Origin of the sequence: Chelatococcus albus, assembly GCF_030067675.1 — a bacterium.
In the GTDB taxonomy this organism is placed as follows: domain Bacteria; phylum Pseudomonadota; class Alphaproteobacteria; order Rhizobiales; family Beijerinckiaceae; genus Chelatococcus_A; species Chelatococcus_A albus.
Window position 1 is genome coordinate 737,650 of record NZ_JASJEV010000001.1, and the last position, 18,936, is coordinate 756,585.

Here is an 18,936-nt window from a genome sequence, read left to right on the forward strand (position 1 = left end):
TCCCCGGCCGCCGCCCCGTCAATCACATAGGATCGAGATCACGCCTCGGCCACAGCCTGGCCGAGAAACTTGATCGATCCGCCGGCCTTCTCGATGGCGGCGACCGCGGACTTGGACGCAGCCGCCACTTCGAAGGTCAGCTTTGCCTTCAGCTCGCCGACACCGAGCACCTTCACGCCGTCGCGCGGCTTGGCGCAGATGCCGGCGGCGACGAGCGCCTCCACCGTGATCGGCGCCTGGGCGTCGAGCTTGCCCGCGTCGATCGCGGCCTGCACCCGCCCGATGTTGACCTCGTTGAAGTCATTCGAGAAGGGATTCCAGAAGCCGCGCTTCGGCAGGCGCCGGTGCAGCGGCATCTGGCCGCCTTCGAAGCCCTTGATGCGCACGCCGGTCCGGGACTTCTGGCCCTTCACGCCGCGGCCAGCGGTCTTGCCCTTGCCGGAGCCGATGCCGCGGCCGACGCGCATCCGCTCCTTGGTCGCGCCGGGATTGTCGCGAATATCCGTGAGTTTCATCGTGGCGCCCTCCTCACTGCCCGTCGACGACGCGCACGAGGTGCTTGACCTTCTCGATCATGCCGCGCACCGCGGGGGTGTCGGGCAGGGTCGAGCGGCGGTTGAGCTTGTTGAGACCGAGGCCGATCAGCGTCTGGCGCTGCACGTCGGGACGACGCAGCGGGCTGCCGATCTGCTGGACCGTCACGGTCTTGTCGGAGGTCTTCTTGGCCATCTCGGGAGCCCTCCCCTCACGCGTCCGCGCCGACGCCCTCGGCGTCGGCATCGCGACGGCGCGCCTGCAGCGTCGAGACCTTGAGGCCACGGCGGGCAGCCACCGAGCGCGGCGAATCCTCGCGCTTCAGCGCATCGAAGGTCGCACGCACCAGGTTGTAGGGGTTCGACGAGCCGAGCGACTTCGCCACGACGTCGTGCATGCCGAGCGTCTCGAAGACGGCGCGCATGGGGCCGCCCGCAATGATGCCGGTACCGGCCGGCGCGGCACGGAGCACGACCTTGCCGGCGCCCCAGCGCCCGGCGACGTCGTGATGCAGCGTGCGGCCTTCCTTGAGCGGAATGCGCACGAGCGACCGCTTGGCGGCCTCGGTGGCCTTGCGGATCGCCTCCGGAACCTCGCGGGCCTTGCCATGGCCGAAGCCGACGCGGCCCTTCTGGTCGCCGACGACGACGAGGGCGGCGAAGCCGAAGCGCCGGCCACCCTTCACCACTTTGGCAACACGATTGATGTGGACCAGCCGATCCACGAACTCGCTGTCGCGCTCTTCGCGCTCGCGAGGCTGCTGACGCTCTCTCGCCATTGTCCGTCTCACTTCCGCGGGGCGGCGGCCCCGCTCGCTCGAATGGATATGTCCGCCGAAAACCGACGGTCCGCCCCTTAAGGGCGAACCGCCGAAACTTCAAGCCGATATGTGGATGGGCTCAGAAGTTGAGCCCGCCCTCGCGCGCCGCCTCGGCGAGTGCCTTGACGCGACCGTGGTAGATGTAGGCGCCGCGGTCGAAGATCACGTCCTTGACCCCGGCCTTCAGCGCGCGCTCGGCAATGAGCTTGCCGACCACGGCCGCCGCGTCGACCGTCGCGCCCGTCTTCAGCGAGCCGCGCACGTCCTTCTCCATCGTCGAGGCGGAGGCCAGGGTATGGCCCTTCGCATCGTCGATGATCTGCGCGTAGATCTGCTTCGAGGACCGGAACACGGACAGGCGCGGCCGGCCGTTCGCAGCAGCGCGGAGCGAGCGGCGCACGCGCGCCTTGCGGCGCTCGGTAGCATTGAGGTGAGCCATCTCTGCCGCCCCTTACTTCTTCTTGCCTTCCTTGCGGAAGATGAACTCGTCCGCGTATTTGACGCCCTTGCCCTTGTAGGGCTCCGGCCCGCGGAACTTGCGGATCTCGGCAGCGGCCTGACCGACCTTCTGCTTGTCGATGCCCGCGACGACGATCTCGGTCGGCTTCGGCGTCGTGATCGTGACGCCAGCCGGGATCTCGTAGTCGACATCGTGGCTGTAGCCGAGCGACAGCTTGAGCACCTTGCCGGCGACCGCCGCCTTGTAGCCGACGCCGTTGATCTCGAGCTTCTTCTCGAAGCCCTTCGACACGCCCTCGACCAGGCTCGCCACCTGCGCCCGCGACATGCCCCACATGGCCCGCGCGCGCTTCGTTTCGCTGCGCGGATCGACCTTCACCGCGCCGTTCTCCATGACGACGGCAACATCGTCCGGCACGACGAACGACAGCTCGCCCTTCGTGCCCTTGACCTTCACCGTCTGGCCGTCGACCGTCGCCGTCACGCCGGACGGGATGGTGACGGGCTTCTTGCCAACTCGAGACATGTTCTCGACTCCCGTGGTTCTCGCCAGCGCCCGAAGGATCAGAAGACCTTGCAGAGCACTTCGCCGCCCACGTTGCTCTCGCGCGCCGCGTGGTCGGCCATGACCCCCTTCGGCGTCGAGAGAATGGTGATGCCGAGGCCGTCGGCCACGCGCGGCATGGTGTCGACCGAGGCATAGACGCGACGGCCGGGCTTCGACACGCGCGAGATCGAGCGGATCACCGGCTCGCCGTCGTAGTACTTGAGCTCGATCTCGAACTCGGTCCGGCCGTTGCCGTATTCCGTGGTCGAGTAGCCGCGGATGTAGCCCTCAGCCTGCAGCACGTCGAGAACGCGCGCACGCAGCCTGGAACCCGGGGTCGTGACCTTGCTGCGACGCCGCTGCTGGGCGTTGCGGATGCGGGTCAGCATATCGCCGAGCGGATCATTGATCGCCATCTGCCGATCCTCCTTACCAGCTCGACTTCACGAGGCCGGGAACCAGGCCCTTCGAGCCGAGTTCGCGCAGCGCGATACGCGACATCTTGAGCTTGCGGTAGAACGCGCGCGGACGGCCCGTCACCTCGCAGCGGTTGCGCAGGCGCGTGGGATTGGCATTGCGCGGCAGGGCCGCGAGCTTGAGGCGCGCCTCGAAGCGCTCCTCGAACGACTTCGACTCGTCGTTCGCCACGGCGAGCAGACGCTCGCGCCTGCCGGCGAACTTCTTGACGAGCCGCGCCCGCCGGTTGTTCTTCTCGACTGAACTCTTCTTCGCCATGTCTATCTCCGGTGTCCGCGTATGAGAGCCTCGGCTCTCACTGCCGGAACGGGAAGTTGAAATGCCTGAGGAGCGCGCGCGCCTCCTCGTCGGTCTTGGCCGTCGTGCAGACCACGACGTCCATGCCCCAGATGGCCTCGACCTTGTCGTAGTTGATCTCGGGGAACACGATGTGTTCCTTGATCCCGAGGGCGTAGTTCCCCCGCCCGTCGAACGACTTCGGATTGAGGCCCCGGAAGTCGCGCACGCGCGGCAGCGCGACCGTCACAAGCCTGTCCAGGAACTCGTACATCCGCGCCTTGCGCAGCGTCACCTTGGTGCCGATCGGCATGTTCTCGCGCACCTTGAAGGTCGCGATCGCCTTGCGGGCGCGGGTGATGACGGGCTTCTGGCCGGCGATGAGGGCGAGATCGGCCGCGGCCACGCTCGCCTTCTTCGAGTCGTTCACCGACTCGCCGACGCCCATGTTGATCACGACCTTCTCGATGGCCGGAACCTGCATGGGGTTCTTGTAGCCGAACTCGGCGATGAGCTTCGGCCGCACGACCTCGTCGTAATGCTTCTTCAGACGGGGCATGTAAGCCGCCGTCACGTCCTTCTTCGCCGCCTCAGCCATCGATCAGATCTCCCGAACGCTTGGCGAAACGCACCTTGCGCCCGTCGTCCAGCGTCTTGAAGCCGACGCGGGTCGGCTTGCCATCCTTCGGGTCCGCAAAGGCCAGGTTCGACAGGTGGAGGGACGCCTCCTTGGAGACGATGCCACCTTCTTGGTTCGCGGTCTGACGCTGATGCCGCTTCACGAGGTTCACGCCGCGGACGAGCGCACGCTGCTCCTTCGGCAGAACCTGAATGACTTCTCCGGTCTTGCCCTTGTCGCGACCGGTCAGGACGACGACCTTGTCGCCCTTCTTGATCTTCGCGGCCATCAGAGCACCTCCGGCGCGAGCGAAATGATCTTCATGTGATTCTTGGCGCGCAGCTCACGGGGAACCGGGCCGAAGATACGCGTGCCGACCGGCTCCTTCTGGTTGTTGATCAGCACGGCCGCATTGCGGTCGAAACGGATCACCGAGCCGTCGGGACGACGAATGTCCTTGGCGGTACGCACGACGACCGCCTTCATGACGTCGCCCTTCTTCACGCGCCCGCGCGGAATGGCTTCCTTGATGGACACGACGATGATGTCGCCCACCCCGGCATACTTGCGCTTCGAGCCGCCCAGCACCTTGATGCACATGACACGGCGCGCGCCGGAGTTGTCGGCGACGTCGAGATTCGTCTGCATCTGGATCATGGCAACGATCCTTTCTCTGTCTCAGCCGGTTTCCGGCAATCCTGCCGGACTACGCCTGACGGGGATCTCGCGTCCCCTCGCCCTTGTTCGTTCACGCCTTGGGAGCGTTCGGGAGAAGCACCCAGGTCTTCAACTTGGAAATCGGCTTCGATTCCTCGATCCAGACGGTATCGCCAACCTTGGCCGTATTGCCCTCGTCGTGCGCGTGGTAGTTCTTCGTCCGCCGCACCGTCTTCTTCAGAAGCGGATGCGTGAAACGACGCTCGACCTTCACGACGACAGTCTTGTCCTGCTTGTCGCTGACGACGACGCCCTGCAACACACGTTTCGGCATAGTCGCCTCCTCAAGCCTTGCCCGCCTGCGCGAGCTTCTGACGCTGCAGCGTCTTGATCCGGGCAATGTCCTTGCGGACCTCGCCGACGCGGCCCGTGTTCTCGAGCTGCCCGGTCGCGCGCTGGAAGCGCAGATTGAACTGCTCCTTCTTCAGCTTCAGGAGCTCGTCCTGAAGCTGGTCCCCCGACATCGCCTGGAGGTCGGAGAGCCTCTTCTTAGCCTTCATCTCTCATCCCTCACTCGGCGATACGCTGAATGAAGCGCGTCTTGATCGGCAGCTTGGCGGCGCCGAGACGCAGCGCCTCACGGGCGATCTCCTCGTCCACGCCGTCAAGCTCGAACATGATCCGGCCGGGCTTCACGCGGCACGCCCAGTAATCGGGCGCGCCCTTGCCCTTGCCCATGCGGACTTCGGCAGGCTTGTCCGAAACCGGCACGTCAGGGAAGATGCGGATCCACACGCGACCGGCGCGCTTCATGTGACGCGTGATCGCGCGGCGAGCCGCCTCGATCTGACGCGCGGTGACTCGCTCCGGCTCGAGCGCCTTAAGGCCAAACTGGCCGAAGTTCAACGCCGTGCCGCCCTTGGCCACACCATGGATGCGGCCCTTGAACTGCTTGCGGAACTTAGTCTTTTTGGGCTGCAGCATTGTCCTGCCTCCTGACCGCCTGCGCTGTTACGCCGCAGCCTCACGACGACCGCTCGGACGCTGGCCGCCCTCGTCGGCAAGCCGCTTGTCCTGGGCCATCGGATCGTGCTCGAGGATCTCGCCCTTGAAGATCCACACCTTGATGCCGCACGTGCCGTAGGTCGTGAACGCCGTGGCCGTGCCATAGTCGACGTCGGCGCGCAGCGTGTGCAGCGGCACCCGCCCCTCACGGTACCACTCGAGCCGCGCGATCTCGGCCCCGCCGAGGCGACCGGAGCAGTTGATGCGGATGCCCTCGGCCCCGAGGCGCATGGCCGACTGCACGGCCCGCTTCATGGCGCGGCGGAAGGCAACGCGACGCTCGAGCTGCTGCGCGATCGACTCGGCGACCAGTGTCGCGTCGATCTCGGGCTTGCGCACCTCGACGATGTTGATCGCGACATCCGCGTCCGTCATCTTCGCCACGGTCTTGCGCAGCTTGTCGATGTCGGCACCCTTCTTGCCGATGACCACGCCCGGCCGCGCCGAGTGGATGGTCACGCGGCACTTCTTGTGCGGACGCTCGATCACGATCTTGGAGACGGCCGCCTGCTTCAGCTGCTTCATCAGCGCTTCGCGGATGGCCATGTCCTCGTGCAGGAGCTTGCCGTATTCGCCCTTGTTGGCGAACCAGCGCGAGTCCCAGGTCCGGTTGATGCCGAGACGCAGACCGATCGGATTGACCTTCTGACCCATCTCGCTCTCCTCAAGCCTTCTCGGCGACTTCACGAACCACGATCGTGAGGTTCGAGAAGGGCTTCTCGATGCGGGCGCCGCGACCGCGGGCACGCGCGTGGAACCGCTTCATGACGAGCGCCTTGCCGACGAACGCCTCCGCCACGACGAGATCGTCCACGTCGAGATCGTGGTTGTTCTCGGCATTGGCGATGGCGCTCTCCAGCGTCTTCTTGACGTCGCCGGAAATGCGCTTGCGGCTGAACTCGAGGTCGGCGAGCGCGGTCGAAACCTTCTTGCCGCGGATGAGCGCCGCCACGAGGTTGAGCTTCTGGGGGCTGACACGCAGGTTGCGCGTCACCGCCCGGGCCTCGTTGTCGGCGAGCGCGCGGGGATGGGCTTGCTTACCCATGGCTCACTTCCTCTTCGCCTTCTTGTCCGCCGCGTGGCCGTGGAAGGTCCGCGTCGGAGAGAACTCGCCGAACTTGTGGCCGACCATCTCCTCGGTCACCGAGACCGGGATATGCTTCTGGCCGTTGTAGACGCCGAAGGTGAGGCCCACGAACTGCGGGAGGATCGTGGAGCGGCGGCTCCAGATCTTGATCACCTCGGCGCGCTGAGAGCCGCGGGCGGCCTCCGCCTTCTTGAGGAGGTAGCCGTCGACGAACGGACCCTTCCAGACAGAACGTGCCATCGTGCGCGCCCCTTACTTCTTCTTCCGCTGGTGACGGCTCGACACGATCATGCCGTCCGTCCGCTTGTTGGAGCGGGTCTTCTTGCCCTTGGTCGGCTTGCCCCAGGGCGTGACCGGATGGCGGCCACCCGAGGTGCGGCCCTCACCACCACCGTGCGGGTGGTCGATCGGGTTCATGGTCACGCCGCGGTTGTGCGGGCGACGACCGAGCCAGCGGGAACGACCGGCCTTGCCGATGTTGATGTTCATGTGGTCCGGGTTCGACACCGCACCGACGGTGGCGAAGCACTGACCATGAACGAGGCGCTGCTCGCCCGAGTTCAGGCGGACGATGACATAGCCCTGGTCGCGGCCGACGATCTGAGCGTAGGTTCCGGCCGAGCGGGCGACCGCACCGCCCTTGCCGATCTTCAGCTCGATGTTGTGGACGATGGTGCCGACCGGCATGTTGCCGATGGGCATGGCATTGCCCGGCTTGATGTCGACCTGCTCGCCGGCCACCACCGCGTCGCCCACCGACAGGCGCTGCGGCGCGAGGATGTAGGCGAGCGCCCCGTCCTCGTACTTGACGAGGGCGAGGAAGGCGGTGCGGTTCGGATCGTACTCGATCCGCTCCACCGTGCCCGGCACGCCGAGCTTCTCGCGGCGCTTGAAATCGACCAGGCGGTAGGTCCGCTTGTGGCCGCCGCCGCGAAAGCGCACGGTGACCCGGCCGTTGTTGTTGCGGCCGCCCGAGGACGACAGGCCCTCGGTCAGCGACTTGACCGGCTTGCCCTTGTAGAGCTCGGACCGGTCGACGATCACGAGCTGGCGAAGGCTCGGCGTGACCGGTTTGAATGTCTTCAAAGCCATCGGCTCACTCCTTCACCTGCTCACAGGCCGGTCGTGACGTCGATCGAATGACCCTCGGCGAGGGTCACGACCGCCTTCTTCACGTCCGAACGCTGGCCGACCGTGTTCCTGAAGCGCTTCACCTTGCCCTTGGTGAGCACGGTGTTGACGCTCGTGACCTTCACGTCGAACAGCTTCTCGACGGCGGCCTTGATCTGCGGCTTCGTGGCGGTCTTGGCCACCTTGAAGACGACCTTGTTCTGCTCGGCAGCGTTGGTCGCCTTCTCGGTGATCACCGGGCCGACGATGACGTCGTAATGGCGCGGATCGATGCTCATTTGAAGCGCGCCTCCAGCGCGTCCACGGCGGCCTTCGTCAGGACGAGCGTGTCCCGCCGCAGGATGTCATAGACGTTGATGCCCTGGACCGGCAGGACGTCGACGTTCGGGATGTTGCGCGCGGCAAGCCCGAAGTTCGCGTCGAGCTCGGCCCCGTCGATCACGAGCGCGCTCGCAAGCCCGAGCTTGCCGAAGCGCTCCTTGAGCGCCTTGGTCCTGGGCTCCGCGACCGCGGCCTTGTCGAGCACCACGATGGCGTTTGCCTTGGCCTTGGCCGACAGGGCGTGCTTGAGCGCCAGCGCACGGACCTTCTTCGGCAGGTCGTGGGCGTGGTCGCGCACAACCGGCCCGAAGGCCTTGCCGCCGCCGCGGAACTGCGGCGCCGAGGCCGCGCCGTGGCGGGCGTTGCCCGTGCCCTTCTGTCGGTACATCTTCTTCGTCGTGCGGCTCACTTCGGAGCGGCCGAGCGACTTGTGCGTGCCGGCCTGGCGCTTGGCGAGCTGCCAGCGCACGCAGCGGTGGATGAGGTCGGCGCGAGGCTCGAGGCCGAAGATGGCCTCGTCAAGCTCGATCGAGCCGGCCTTGCCGCCTTCGATGGTGGTCACGTCGAGCTTCATCACGCGCTCTCCTGCCCTTCAGCTGCCGGCTGCTCGGCGGCCGGAGCCGCGTCGGCCTTGCCCGCCTCGCGGAAGGCGCCCGGCAGCGGGGCCTCCTTCGGCAGCGCCCGCTTCACAGCGTCGCGCACCATGATCCAGCCGCCGGCGACGCCCGGAACAGCGCCCTCGACGAGGATCAGGCCGCGCTCGACGTCGGTCCGCACGACACGCAGGTTCTGCGTGGTGACGCGCTCGACACCGAGGTGACCGGGCATCTTCTTGTTCTTGAACGTCTTGCCGGGGTCCTGGCGGCCGCCCGTCGAACCGATGGAACGGTGCGAGATCGACACGCCGTGCGAAGCACGCAGACCGCCGAAATTCCAGCGCTTCATGCCGCCGGCAAAGCCCTTGCCGGTCGTGACGCCCGTGACGTCGACAAACTGGCCCGGCACGAAGTGGTCCGCCGTGATCTCGGCGCCGACCGGGATCATGTGAGCCGGATCAACACGGAACTCGACGAGCTTGCGCTTCGGCTCAACCTTGGCGACGGCGAACCGGCCGCGCTCGGCCTTCGAGACGTTCTTCACCTTGGCCCTGCCGGCGCCGACCTGCAGCGCCGTGTAGCCGTTGGTCTCGGCGGTCCGATGCGCGACCACCTGGCAGTGGTCGAGTTTCAGGACCGTGACCGGGACATGCTCGCCCGCGTCCGTAAAGACACGGGTCATCCCGACCTTCTGTGCGATGACGCCTGAGCGCATGAGCGTATCCTCTCGGCGTGACCCTAAACTGACAGGCCCGAAGGCGCCGTCAGAGCTTGATTTCCACGTCGACGCCAGCAGCGAGGTCGAGCTTCATGAGAGCATCGACCGTCTGCGGCGTCGGTTCGACGATGTCGAGCACGCGCTTGTGCGTGCGCATCTCGAACTGCTCGCGCGACTTCTTGTCGATGTGCGGCGAGCGGTTGACCGTGAATTTCTCGATGCGCGTCGGCAGCGGGATCGGACCCCGAACCTGCGCGCCCGTCCGCTTCGCCGTCGACACGATCTCGCGCGTGGAGGCGTCGAGAATGCGGTGGTCGAAAGCCTTCAGGCGGATCCGGATGTTTTGACCGTTCATGACAGAGCCCTCAGGGCACGATCCCGGGACGGGCGGCGGCGCAGCCGAAGCGGCGCGCCGCCGGTCCGCCTTACTCGATGATGGATGCGACGACGCCGGCGCCGACGGTGCGGCCGCCCTCGCGGATGGCGAAGCGCAGCTTCTCCTCCATGGCGATCGGCACGATCAGGTGCACTTCCATCGTCACGTTGTCGCCCGGCATCACCATCTCGGTGCCCTCGGGCAGGTGCACGACGCCCGTCACGTCCGTCGTCCGGAAGTAGAACTGCGGACGGTAGTTCGTGAAGAACGGCGTGTGGCGGCCGCCCTCCTCCTTCGTCAGGATGTAGGCCTCGGCCTTGAACTTCGTGTGCGGCTTCACCGACCCGGGCTTGCACAGCACCTGCCCGCGCTCCACATCCTCGCGCTTCGTGCCGCGCAGCAGCGCGCCGATGTTGTCGCCCGCCTGACCCTGGTCAAGCAGCTTGCGGAACATCTCGACGCCCGTCACCGTCGTCTTCTGCGTCGCACGCAGACCGACGATCTCCACTTCCTCGCCGACCTTGATCACGCCACGCTCGACGCGACCCGTCACCACCGTGCCGCGCCCCGAGATCGAGAACACGTCCTCGACCGGCATCAGGAACGGCTGGTCAACAGGGCGCTCCGGCTGCGGGATGTAGGCGTCCACCGCCTCCATCAGCTTCAGCACCGCGTCGTGCCCGATCTCCGGGTTGCGGTCCTCCAGCGCGCACAGCGCAGAGCCCTTCACGATCGGGATGTCGTCGCCGGGGAACTCGTACTTCGACAGAAGCTCCCGAACCTCAAGCTCCACAAGGTCCAGAAGCTCAGGATCGTCGACCATGTCCACCTTGTTCATGAACACGACAAGCGCCGGAACGCCCACCTGCCGCGCAAGCAGGATGTGCTCCCGCGTCTGCGGCATCGGCCCGTCCGCAGCCGACACCACCAAGATCGCCCCGTCCATCTGCGCCGCGCCCGTGATCATGTTCTTCACGTAGTCCGCGTGCCCGGGGCAGTCCACGTGCGCATAGTGCCGGTTCGCCGTCTCGTACTCCACATGCGCCGTCGAGATCGTGATGCCGCGCGCCTTCTCCTCAGGCGCCTTGTCGATCTGGTCATACGCCGTGAACGACGCACCACCCTTCTCGGCCAGAACCTTCGTGATCGCAGCCGTCAGAGACGTCTTGCCATGGTCAACGTGGCCAATCGTCCCGATGTTGCAGTGCGGCTTCGTCCGCTCAAACTTTTCCTTCGCCATCGTAGGGCTCCTTGTAGGAACTCGACGTCAGTCGATTGTTCGTTTCTGGTTCAGGCTCAGGCGTACTTGGCCTGGACCTCGGCGGCGACCGCCGACGGCACCTGCTCGTAGTGGTCGAACTGCATCGTGTAGGTGGCGCGCCCCTGGCTCATCGAGCGCAGGGTGTTCACGTACCCGAACATGTTGGCGAGCGGCACCATCGCATTGATGACGACGGCGTTGCCGCGCATGTCCTGGCCCTGGATCTGGCCGCGACGCGAGTTCAGATCGCCGATGACGGAACCGGTGTAGTCCTCCGGCGTCACCACCTCGACCTTCATCACCGGCTCGAGAAGCACCGAGCCGCCCTTCTGCAGCGCCTCGCGCAGGGCCGCGCGGGACGCGATCTCGAAGGCGAGGGCCGAGGAGTCGACCTCGTGGAAGGCGCCGTCGACGAGCGCCACCTTCAGGTCCACGACCGGGAAGCCGGCCAGCACGCCCGAAGTGAGCACGCTGTTCAGCCCCTTCTCGACGCCCGGGATGTACTCCTTCGGCACCGCACCGCCGACGATCCGCGACTCGAACTCGTAGCCCGCACCCGGCTCGTTCGGCTCGACCACGAACTTCACGCGAGCGAACTGGCCCGTACCGCCGGTCTGCTTCTTGTGCGTGTAGTCGACCTCGGTCTTCTTCGTGATCTTCTCCCGATAGGCGACCTGCGGCGCGCCGATATTGGCGTCGACCTTGTAGGTGCGCTTCAGGATGTCGACCTTGATGTCGAGATGCAGCTCGCCCATCCCCTTGAGGATGGTCTGGCCCGACTCGCTGTCGGTCGACACGCGGAAGGAAGGATCCTCGGCCGCGAGCTTCGACAGGGCGATGCCGAGCTTCTCCTGGTCCGCCTTCGACTTCGGCTCGATCGCGATCTCGATGACGGGCTCGGGGAACTCCATCTTCTCGAGGATGACCGGCTTCAGGCCGTCGCACAGCGTGTCGCCCGTGCGCACCTCCTTGAGGCCGGCGAGCGCCACGATGTCGCCCGCGTAAGCCTCCTTGATGTCCTCGCGGTTGTTCGCGTGCATCAGGAGCATGCGACCGACGCGCTCCTTCTTGTCGCGCGTCGAGTTGAGGATCGAGGAACCGGACTCGACCTTGCCCGAATAGACGCGGCAGAAGGTGATCGTGCCGACGAACGGGTCGTCCATGATCTTGAAGGCGAGCATGGAGAACGGCTCGTCGTCCGACGGCTTGCGCTCGGCCGGCTCCTCCGTCTTCATGTCGATGCCCCTGATCGCGCCGCGATCCACGGGCGACGGCAGGTAGGCGACGACGGCGTCGAGCAGCGGCTGCACGCCCTTGTTCTTGAAGGCCGAGCCGCAGAGCACCGGATGGAAGGCGCGCTTCTGCACGGCGAGGCGCACCAGACGCTGCAACGTCGCCTCGTCCGGCTCCTGGCCGTCGAGGTAGGCCATCATGGCCTCCTCGTCGAGCTCCACGCAGGCCTCGACCAGCTTCGTGCGGTACTCCCTGGCCTTCTCGACGAGATCGGCCGGGATCTCCTCGTCATGGTACTTCGCGCCGAGCGCCTCGTCTTCCCACACGACCGCCTTCATGCGGACGAGGTCGACGACGCCCTTGAAGTTCGACTCCGAGCCGATCGGCAGCTGCAGGCAGACGGGCTTGCCCGCCACCCGGTCGACGATCATGTCGACGCAGCGGAAGAAGTCAGCGCCGATCTTGTCCATCTTGTTGACGAAGACGAGACGCGGCACGTCGTACTTGTCGGCCTGGCGCCACACCGTCTCGGTCTGCGGCTCGACGCCCTGGTTGCCGTCGAGGACGCACACCGCGCCGTCGAGCACGCGCAACGAACGCTCCACCTCGATGGTGAAGTCGACGTGCCCGGGCGTGTCGATGATGTTCAGGCGCTTGCCCTGCCAGAAACAGGTCGTCGCGGCGGACGTGATCGTGATGCCGCGCTCCTGCTCCTGCTCCATCCAGTCCATGGTGGCAGCGCCCTCATGGACCTCGCCGATCTTGTGGCTCTTGCCGGTGTAATAGAGGATCCGCTCGGTCGTGGTCGTCTTGCCGGCATCGATGTGGGCCATGATGCCGAAGTTGCGGTAGTCCTCGATGGCGTGCGTGCGAGGCATCGTCTTGAGCTCCGTCCGGTCCTGCGCCCGTCACCAGCGATAGTGCGAGAAGGCGCGGTTCGCCTCGGCCATGCGGTGCGTGTCTTCGCGCTTCTTCACGGCACTGCCGCGATTGTTCGACGCGTCGATGAGCTCCGCCGACAGGCGATCGACCATGGTCTTGTCGTTGCGCGCACGCGCGGCGGCGATGAGCCAGCGGATCGCCAGCGCCTGCCGACGCTCGCTGCGAACCTCGACCGGCACCTGGTAGGTGGCACCGCCGACGCGGCGGGACCGCACCTCGATCGCCGGCGCAACGTTGTCGAGCGCCTGCTTGAAGACGGCGAGCGGGTCGGTCTTCAGCTTCTGCTCGATGACGTCGAAAGCGCCGTAGACGATCGCCTCGGCGACCGACTTCTTGCCGTCGTGCATCACGGAGTTCATGAACTTCGTGACGACGACATCCCCGAACTTGGCGTCCGGAATGATCTCGCGCTTCTCGGCCCTGTGACGTCGGGACATCTGTTCCGCTCCGTCCTGTTCGAATTCCAGATCGCGCCCGACTTACTTCGGACGCTTCGCGCCGTACTTCGAACGACGCTGCTTGCGGTTCTTGACGCCCTGAGTGTCGAGCACGCCGCGCAGAACGTGGTAGCGCACACCCGGAAGGTCCTTGACACGGCCGCCGCGGATCATGACGACCGAGTGCTCCTGCAGGTTATGCCCCTCGCCGGGGATGTAACCGATCACCTCGAAGCCGTTGGTCAAGCGGACCTTGGCCACCTTACGCAGCGCCGAGTTCGGCTTCTTCGGCGTCGTCGTGTAGACGCGCGTGCACACGCCCCGCTTCTGCGGGCAGGCCTCGAGCGCGGGAACCTTGTTCCGGCTCTTCTGCGCCGTCCGCGGGTTGCGGATCAGCTGGCTGATCGTCGGCATCCTTCGCCCTCTCGCTCTCGCACCGCCCAGGCGGCCGCCAAGCAACGTCAATCAATTCGGTTCACGGCGCCGCCCCGCCCCATTCCATGGGAATGCAGACAAAGCGAATCCGCGCCTCAGGCCCATCCAGCCTTAGGCGCGAAGCGCACGCAGAGGACCACGATGCTCACACATCGCAGTCATGCCCCTTGCTGACTTTACAAGTCTGACTTGCGGTCAGTCGGTGCTGATCACGACAGCGTTTAGGGTTCAAACATCGAAGCTGGGCGCCTCGACCGGCGAACACCTACGGCCTATCGAAAGTGCAGTGCTTCTAACGTCTGAGTCGTCCCGCGTCAACCGCAAATCGGCACCAAATGCAGGTGGCGTCTAAGGTTGGCCGCCCGCATCCCCCGTCCGTTCCGTACGAGGGCGGATGACATCATCGGCGTTGAGCACGGCGGCGGGCCCGGCCTTGCCCTTCTGTGCACGGCCGGGGCCTTCGACCCGGTCCAGGATCGCGCGCCCCGATCGTGTGCGGCCGTATTCGTCCCGTCCGGGCCCGGAAGCCGGCTGGCGACCCAACGAAGCAAAAAGAAAGGGCCACCCGGAGGTGGCCCTTGCCGCTTGCCGATGAACCGGCCTTCGCCGCCCCCGGGCATCTTACTCCGCGGCAGCCGGCGGCAGCTCGCCGGCGACCTCCGCGGCAACCTTCGCCTCGCTCGCGCGCTGGGCCAGGATGAGATCGTCGCGGCGCTGGGCAACCTCGCGCAGGCGGCCGGCGATGGCGCCGGTGCCGGCGGGGATCAGGCTGCCGACGATGACGTTCTCCTTCAGTCCCTCGAGGTTGTCCGCCTTGCCGTTGACGGCCGCCTCGGTGAGGACGCGGGTCGTCTCCTGGAAGGAGGCGGCGGAGATGAAGGAGCGCGTCTGCAGGCTTGCCTTGGTGATGCCGAGCAGCACCGGCGCGCCGGCGGCCGGCTTCTTGCCCTCGGCGGCGAGCTTCTCGTTCGCCTCCTCGAGCTCCATCCGGTCGACCTGCTCGCCCTGCAGGAACTCGGAATCGCCCGGATCCGAGATCTCCACCTTCTGCAGCATCTGGCGGACGATCACCTCGATGTGCTTGTCGTTGATGTTCACGCCCTGCAGGCGGTAGACCTCCTGAATCTCGTTGACGAGATAGGCGGCGAGTTCCTCGACGCCCTTGATCGCCAGGATGTCGTGCGGCGCCGGGTTGCCGTCGACGATGAAGTCGCCGACTTCGACCACGTCGCCGTCCTGCAGGTGGATGTGCTTGCCCTTCGGGATCAGGTACTCGACCGGCTCCGACCCGTCATGCGGAACGAGCGTCAGGCGGCGCTTGTTCTTGTAGTCACGGCCGAAGGTGATCGTGCCCGACTTCTCGGCGATGATCGCCGCATCCTTCGGGCGCCGCGCCTCGAACAGCTCCGCCACGCGCGGCAGACCGCCCGTGATGTCGCGGGTCCTGGCGCTCTCCATCGGGATACGGGCGAGCACATCGCCGGCCTTCACCTTGGAGCCTGGGTCGCAGGCGATGATCGCATCGACCGGCAGCAGGTAGCGGGCATCGCCGCCGCGCGCCACCTTGGCGACCTTGCCGCCCTCGCCGAGCACGACCATGGCCGGACGCAGATCGGCCGTGCGGGCCGAGCCGCGCCAGTCGATGACGACGCGCTTGGCGATGCCGGTCGACTCGTCGATCGTCTCCGACATGGAGGCGCCCTCGACGAGATCCTCGAAGCCGACGGTGCCGTCCACCTCCGTGAGGATCGGCCGGGTGTAGGGGTCCCACTCGGCGATGCGCTGGCCACGCTTCACCTGGTCGCCCTCGTCCACCTTCAGGCGCGCGCCGTACTGGATGCGGTTGACCGCGCGCTCCTGGCCGTCCGGCCCGACGATGACGACGGACAGGTTGCGGCCCATGGCGATGAGGTCGCCGTCCGAGTTCCGTGCCACGTTGCGGTTGCGGATCTTGACCATGCCTTCGAAATTCGTCTCGAAGAACGACTGGTCGGCGATCTGCGCCGCGCCGCCGATGTGGAAGGTGCGCATCGTGAGCTGCGTGCCCGGCTCGCCGATGGACTGCGCCGCGATGACGCCGACCGCCTCGCCCATGTTGACGGGCGTGCCGCGGGCAAGGTCGCGCCCGTAGCAGGTGGCGCAGACGCCGTTCCTCGCCTCGCAGGTGAGCACCGAGCGGATCTTCACCTCCTGGATGCCGGCGGCGGTGATCGGCTCGATGTGCCACTCCTCGATCATGGTGCCGGCCGGCACGATGACGCGGCCCTCGGCGTCGACGACGTCCTCCGCCGCCGTACGGCCGAGGATGCGCGAGGCGAGCGAGGCCACGATCTGACCGGCATCGACGATGGCCCGCATGCGGATGCCCTTGTCGGTGCCGCAATCCGCCTCGCGGATGACCGCGTCCTGCGCCACGTCGACGAGGCGACGGGTGAGGTAACCCGAGTTCGCCGTCTTGAGCGCCGTATCGGCGAGGCCCTTGCGCGCGCCGTGCGTCGAGTTGAAGTACTCGAGCACGTCCAGGCCTTCCTTGAAGTTCGAGATGATCGGCGTCTCGATGATCTCGCCCGAGGGCTTCGCCATCAGGCCGCGCATGGCGGCGAGCTGGCGCATCTGCTCGCGCGAGCCGCGGGCGCCGGAGTGGGCCATCATGTAGATGGAGTTCACCGGCTTGTCGCGGCCCTGCTCGTCCTTCTGCACGGACGAGATGCGCGTCATCATCTCCTCGGCGAGGCGCGTGGAGCACTTGCCCCAGGCGTCGACCACCTTGTTGTACTTCTCGCCCTGGGTGATCAGGCCGTCGTTGAACTGCTGCTCGAACTCCTTCACGAGCGCGCGCGTCTCGTCGACGATCGCCCACTTGTTCTCCGGCACCACCATGTCGTCCTTGCCGAAGGAGATGCCGGCCTTGAACGCGTGGTAGAAGCCGAGCCCCATGATGCGGTCGCAGAAGATCACCGACTCCTTCTGACCGCAGTTGCGGTAGACGGCGTCGATCATGTTCGAGATCTCCTTCTTCGTCATGAGCTTGTTCACGACGTCGAAGGGCAGCTTCGGATGCTTCGGCAGCACCTGCGAGAGGATGACGCGGCCGGGCGTGGTCTCGTAGATCTTCGAAACCGGCTGGCCGTCCTCGCCGAGGCCCCTCCAGCGGTACTTGATCTTCGAATGCAGTGTGATGACCTTCTCGGCGAGCGCATGCTCGAGTTCGCCCATGTCGGCGAAGGCCTTGCCCTCGCCCGGCTGCCCCTCCGAGATGATCGACAGGTAATAAAGGCCGAGAACGATATCCTGCGACGGCACGATGATCGGCTGGCCGTTCGCCGGGTGCAGGATGTTGTTCGTCGACATCATCAGCACGCGCGCCTCGAGCTGGGCTTCCAGCGACAGCGGCACGTGCACGGCCATCTGGTCACCGTCGAAGTCGGCATTGAAGGCCGCGCAGACGAGCGGGTGCAGCTGAATGGCCTTGCCTTCGATCAGGATCGGCTCGAAGGCCTGGATGCCAAGGCGGTGCAGGGTAGGCGCGCGGTTGAGCATCACGGGATGCTCGCGGATCACCTCGTCCAGGATGTCCCAGACCTCGGGCTTCTCCTTCTCGACGAGCTTCTTCGCCTGCTTCACCGTGGCCGACAGGCCCTTGGCGTCAAGCCGCGCGTAGATGAACGGCTTGAACAGCTCGAGCGCCATCTTCTTCGGCAGGCCGCACTGGTGCAGCTTGAGCTCGGGGCCGACGACGATGACCGAACGGCCCGAATAGTCGACGCGCTTGCCGAGCAGGTTCTGGCGGAAGCGGCCCTGCTTGCCCTTCAGCATGTCTGCGAGCGACTTCAGCGGGCGCTTGTTCGCACCCGTGATGACGCGCCCGCGCCGGCCGTTGTCGAACAGCGCGTCCACCGACTCCTGCAGCATCCGCTTCTCGTTGCGGATGATGATGTCCGGCGCCCTGAGCTCGATGAGGCGCTTCAGGCGGTTGTTGCGGTTGATGACGCGCCGGTAGAGGTCGTTGAGGTCCGACGTCGCGAAGCGGCCGCCGTCGAGCGGCACGAGCGGACGCAGGTCCGGCGGGATGACGGGGATGACCGTCATCACCATCCATTCGGGCTTGTTGCCGGACTGGATGAAGGCCTCGATGATCTTGAGGCGCTTCATCAGCTTCTTCGGCTTGAGCTCGGACGTGGTCGTCGCGATCTCCTGGCGCAGGTCCGCGGCGATTTTCTCGAGATCGAGGCTCTTCAGGATCTCACGGATGGCCTCCGCGCCGATCATGGCCGTGAAGGAGTCCTCGCCGTATTCCTCCTGCGCGCGCAGATACTCCTCCTCGGTGAGCAGCTGGCGGTCCTTGAGCGGGGTGAGACCCGGCTCGATGACCACGTACTGCTCGAAGTAGAGGATGCGCTCGAGGTCCTTCAGCGTCATGTCGAGCAGAAGGCCGATGCGCGACGGCAGCGACTTCAGGAACCAGATGTGGGCCACGGGCGCGGCGAGCTCGATGTGGCCCATGCGCTCGCGCCGGACGCGCGCCAGCGTCACCTCGACGCCGCACTTCTCGCAGATGACGCCCTTGTACTTCATGCGCTTGTACTTGCCGCACAAGCACTCGTAGTCCTTGATCGGGCCGAAGATGCGCGCGCAGAACAGGCCGTCACGCTCCGGCTTGAACGTGCGATAGTTGATCGTCTCCGGCTTTTTGATCTCGCCGTAGGACCAGGACAGAATCTTTTCCGGGCTCGCGATCGAGATCTTGATCTGATCGAAGGTCTGCGCGGGCGCCTGGGTATTGAAGAGATTCATGACCTCTTGGTTCATCGCCGTCTCCTCGGTTGCGGGGGCGCTCAGGGAGCGGCACGTCCCGCCGGCAATCACGTTGCGGACACCGCGGCAGCCCGCGACATCAACGCTTCAAGCTCTGAAGCCGCGGGCGCTCGCTGAGCCCCCGCGGCCT

26 protein-coding genes are annotated in these 18,936 nt (G+C 66.1%); all 26 read right to left on the reverse strand.

The window, feature by feature from the left end; all coding sequences use genetic code 11:
* Positions 1–38: 38 nt before the first annotated feature.
* The 26 genes from rplO to rpoC all read right to left on the reverse strand — a co-directional run bounded on the left by rplO (position 39) and on the right by rpoC (position 18,800).
* The gene (gene rplO, locus QNA08_RS03380) at positions 39–515 is read right to left on the reverse strand and encodes a 50S ribosomal protein L15 (RefSeq protein ID WP_283739242.1); all 477 of its coding nucleotides are present in this window, start codon (positions 513–515) and stop codon (positions 39–41) included.
* 13 nt (positions 516–528) lie between these two features.
* Entirely contained in the window at positions 529–729 is a 201-nt protein-coding gene (gene rpmD, locus QNA08_RS03385; RefSeq protein ID WP_283739243.1) for a 50S ribosomal protein L30, read from the reverse strand.
* 16 nt (positions 730–745) lie between these two features.
* Positions 746–1,312, reverse strand: a complete 567-nt coding sequence (gene rpsE / locus QNA08_RS03390) for a 30S ribosomal protein S5 (protein WP_283739244.1) — start codon at positions 1,310–1,312, stop codon at positions 746–748.
* A 121-nt stretch (positions 1,313–1,433) separates the two neighbouring features.
* Positions 1,434–1,793 (reverse strand): 50S ribosomal protein L18, encoded by a 360-nt coding sequence (rplR, locus tag QNA08_RS03395; RefSeq protein ID WP_283739245.1) that lies wholly within the window; start codon positions 1,791–1,793, stop codon positions 1,434–1,436.
* A 12-nt stretch (positions 1,794–1,805) separates the two neighbouring features.
* Positions 1,806–2,339 carry a 50S ribosomal protein L6 gene (gene rplF / locus QNA08_RS03400; protein ID WP_283739246.1) on the reverse strand — a complete coding sequence of 178 codons (534 nt, stop codon included), beginning with the start codon at positions 2,337–2,339 and terminating at the stop codon, positions 1,806–1,808.
* 38 nt (positions 2,340–2,377) lie between these two features.
* Positions 2,378–2,776, reverse strand: a complete 399-nt coding sequence (rpsH, locus tag QNA08_RS03405) for a 30S ribosomal protein S8 (protein WP_283739247.1) — start codon at positions 2,774–2,776, stop codon at positions 2,378–2,380.
* 13 nt (positions 2,777–2,789) lie between these two features.
* Positions 2,790–3,095, reverse strand: coding sequence for a 30S ribosomal protein S14 (gene rpsN / locus QNA08_RS03410; RefSeq protein WP_283739248.1), 306 nt, complete (start codon positions 3,093–3,095; stop codon positions 2,790–2,792).
* A gap of 37 nt (positions 3,096–3,132) precedes the next feature.
* The gene (rplE, locus tag QNA08_RS03415) at positions 3,133–3,711 is read right to left on the reverse strand and encodes a 50S ribosomal protein L5 (protein WP_283739249.1); all 579 of its coding nucleotides are present in this window, start codon (positions 3,709–3,711) and stop codon (positions 3,133–3,135) included.
* Positions 3,704–4,021: a 50S ribosomal protein L24 gene (gene rplX / locus QNA08_RS03420; protein ID WP_283739250.1), complete on the reverse strand. Its 318-nt coding sequence runs from the start codon at positions 4,019–4,021 to the stop codon at positions 3,704–3,706. Before rplX ends, rplE begins: the two co-directional genes overlap by 8 nt.
* Entirely contained in the window at positions 4,021–4,389 is a 369-nt protein-coding gene (gene rplN / locus QNA08_RS03425) for a 50S ribosomal protein L14 (protein WP_283739251.1), read from the reverse strand. The genes rplX and rplN overlap by 1 nt, the downstream gene beginning before the upstream one ends.
* A 91-nt stretch (positions 4,390–4,480) precedes the next feature.
* On the reverse strand, positions 4,481–4,723 hold the full coding sequence (gene rpsQ / locus QNA08_RS03430; protein WP_283739252.1) for a 30S ribosomal protein S17: 243 nt from the start codon (positions 4,721–4,723) through the stop codon (positions 4,481–4,483).
* Positions 4,724–4,733: 10 nt separating this feature from the next.
* The gene (gene rpmC, locus QNA08_RS03435) at positions 4,734–4,949 is read right to left on the reverse strand and encodes a 50S ribosomal protein L29 (RefSeq protein ID WP_283739253.1); all 216 of its coding nucleotides are present in this window, start codon (positions 4,947–4,949) and stop codon (positions 4,734–4,736) included.
* Positions 4,950–4,959: 10 nt separating this feature from the next.
* On the reverse strand, positions 4,960–5,373 hold the full coding sequence (rplP, locus tag QNA08_RS03440) for a 50S ribosomal protein L16 (protein WP_283739254.1): 414 nt from the start codon (positions 5,371–5,373) through the stop codon (positions 4,960–4,962).
* 27 nt (positions 5,374–5,400) lie between these two features.
* On the reverse strand, positions 5,401–6,108 hold the full coding sequence (rpsC, locus tag QNA08_RS03445) for a 30S ribosomal protein S3 (RefSeq protein ID WP_283739255.1): 708 nt from the start codon (positions 6,106–6,108) through the stop codon (positions 5,401–5,403).
* Between the two features lie 10 nt (positions 6,109–6,118).
* Positions 6,119–6,499 (reverse strand): 50S ribosomal protein L22, encoded by a 381-nt coding sequence (gene rplV / locus QNA08_RS03450; RefSeq protein ID WP_283739256.1) that lies wholly within the window; start codon positions 6,497–6,499, stop codon positions 6,119–6,121.
* Between the two features lie 3 nt (positions 6,500–6,502).
* Positions 6,503–6,781 (reverse strand): 30S ribosomal protein S19, encoded by a 279-nt coding sequence (rpsS, locus tag QNA08_RS03455; RefSeq protein ID WP_283739257.1) that lies wholly within the window; start codon positions 6,779–6,781, stop codon positions 6,503–6,505.
* 12 nt (positions 6,782–6,793) lie between these two features.
* Positions 6,794–7,633, reverse strand: coding sequence for a 50S ribosomal protein L2 (rplB, locus tag QNA08_RS03460; RefSeq protein ID WP_283739258.1), 840 nt, complete (start codon positions 7,631–7,633; stop codon positions 6,794–6,796).
* 20 nt (positions 7,634–7,653) lie between these two features.
* Positions 7,654–7,950, reverse strand: coding sequence for a 50S ribosomal protein L23 (locus QNA08_RS03465; RefSeq protein WP_283739259.1), 297 nt, complete (start codon positions 7,948–7,950; stop codon positions 7,654–7,656).
* A complete protein-coding gene (gene rplD, locus QNA08_RS03470) occupies positions 7,947–8,567 on the reverse strand; it encodes a 50S ribosomal protein L4 (protein ID WP_283739260.1) in 621 nt (206 codons plus the stop codon). The genes QNA08_RS03465 and rplD overlap by 4 nt, the downstream gene beginning before the upstream one ends.
* The gene (gene rplC / locus QNA08_RS03475; protein ID WP_283739261.1) at positions 8,567–9,304 is read right to left on the reverse strand and encodes a 50S ribosomal protein L3; all 738 of its coding nucleotides are present in this window, start codon (positions 9,302–9,304) and stop codon (positions 8,567–8,569) included. Before rplC ends, rplD begins: the two co-directional genes overlap by 1 nt.
* A 49-nt stretch (positions 9,305–9,353) precedes the next feature.
* A complete protein-coding gene (gene rpsJ / locus QNA08_RS03480; protein WP_283739262.1) occupies positions 9,354–9,662 on the reverse strand; it encodes a 30S ribosomal protein S10 in 309 nt (102 codons plus the stop codon).
* 70 nt (positions 9,663–9,732) lie between these two features.
* Positions 9,733–10,923, reverse strand: a complete 1,191-nt coding sequence (gene tuf / locus QNA08_RS03485; protein WP_283739263.1) for an elongation factor Tu — start codon at positions 10,921–10,923, stop codon at positions 9,733–9,735.
* 56 nt (positions 10,924–10,979) lie between these two features.
* Complete coding sequence (gene fusA / locus QNA08_RS03490; protein ID WP_283739264.1) at positions 10,980–13,055, reverse strand: elongation factor G; 2,076 nt, start codon at positions 13,053–13,055, stop codon at positions 10,980–10,982.
* A gap of 30 nt (positions 13,056–13,085) precedes the next feature.
* Positions 13,086–13,556, reverse strand: coding sequence for a 30S ribosomal protein S7 (gene rpsG / locus QNA08_RS03495; protein WP_283739265.1), 471 nt, complete (start codon positions 13,554–13,556; stop codon positions 13,086–13,088).
* Between the two features lie 42 nt (positions 13,557–13,598).
* Positions 13,599–13,970 carry a 30S ribosomal protein S12 gene (rpsL, locus tag QNA08_RS03500; protein WP_283739266.1) on the reverse strand — a complete coding sequence of 124 codons (372 nt, stop codon included), beginning with the start codon at positions 13,968–13,970 and terminating at the stop codon, positions 13,599–13,601.
* A 642-nt stretch (positions 13,971–14,612) separates the two neighbouring features.
* Positions 14,613–18,800 carry a DNA-directed RNA polymerase subunit beta' gene (gene rpoC, locus QNA08_RS03505; protein ID WP_283739267.1) on the reverse strand — a complete coding sequence of 1,396 codons (4,188 nt, stop codon included), beginning with the start codon at positions 18,798–18,800 and terminating at the stop codon, positions 14,613–14,615.
* Between the last annotated feature and the right edge of the window lie 136 nt (positions 18,801–18,936).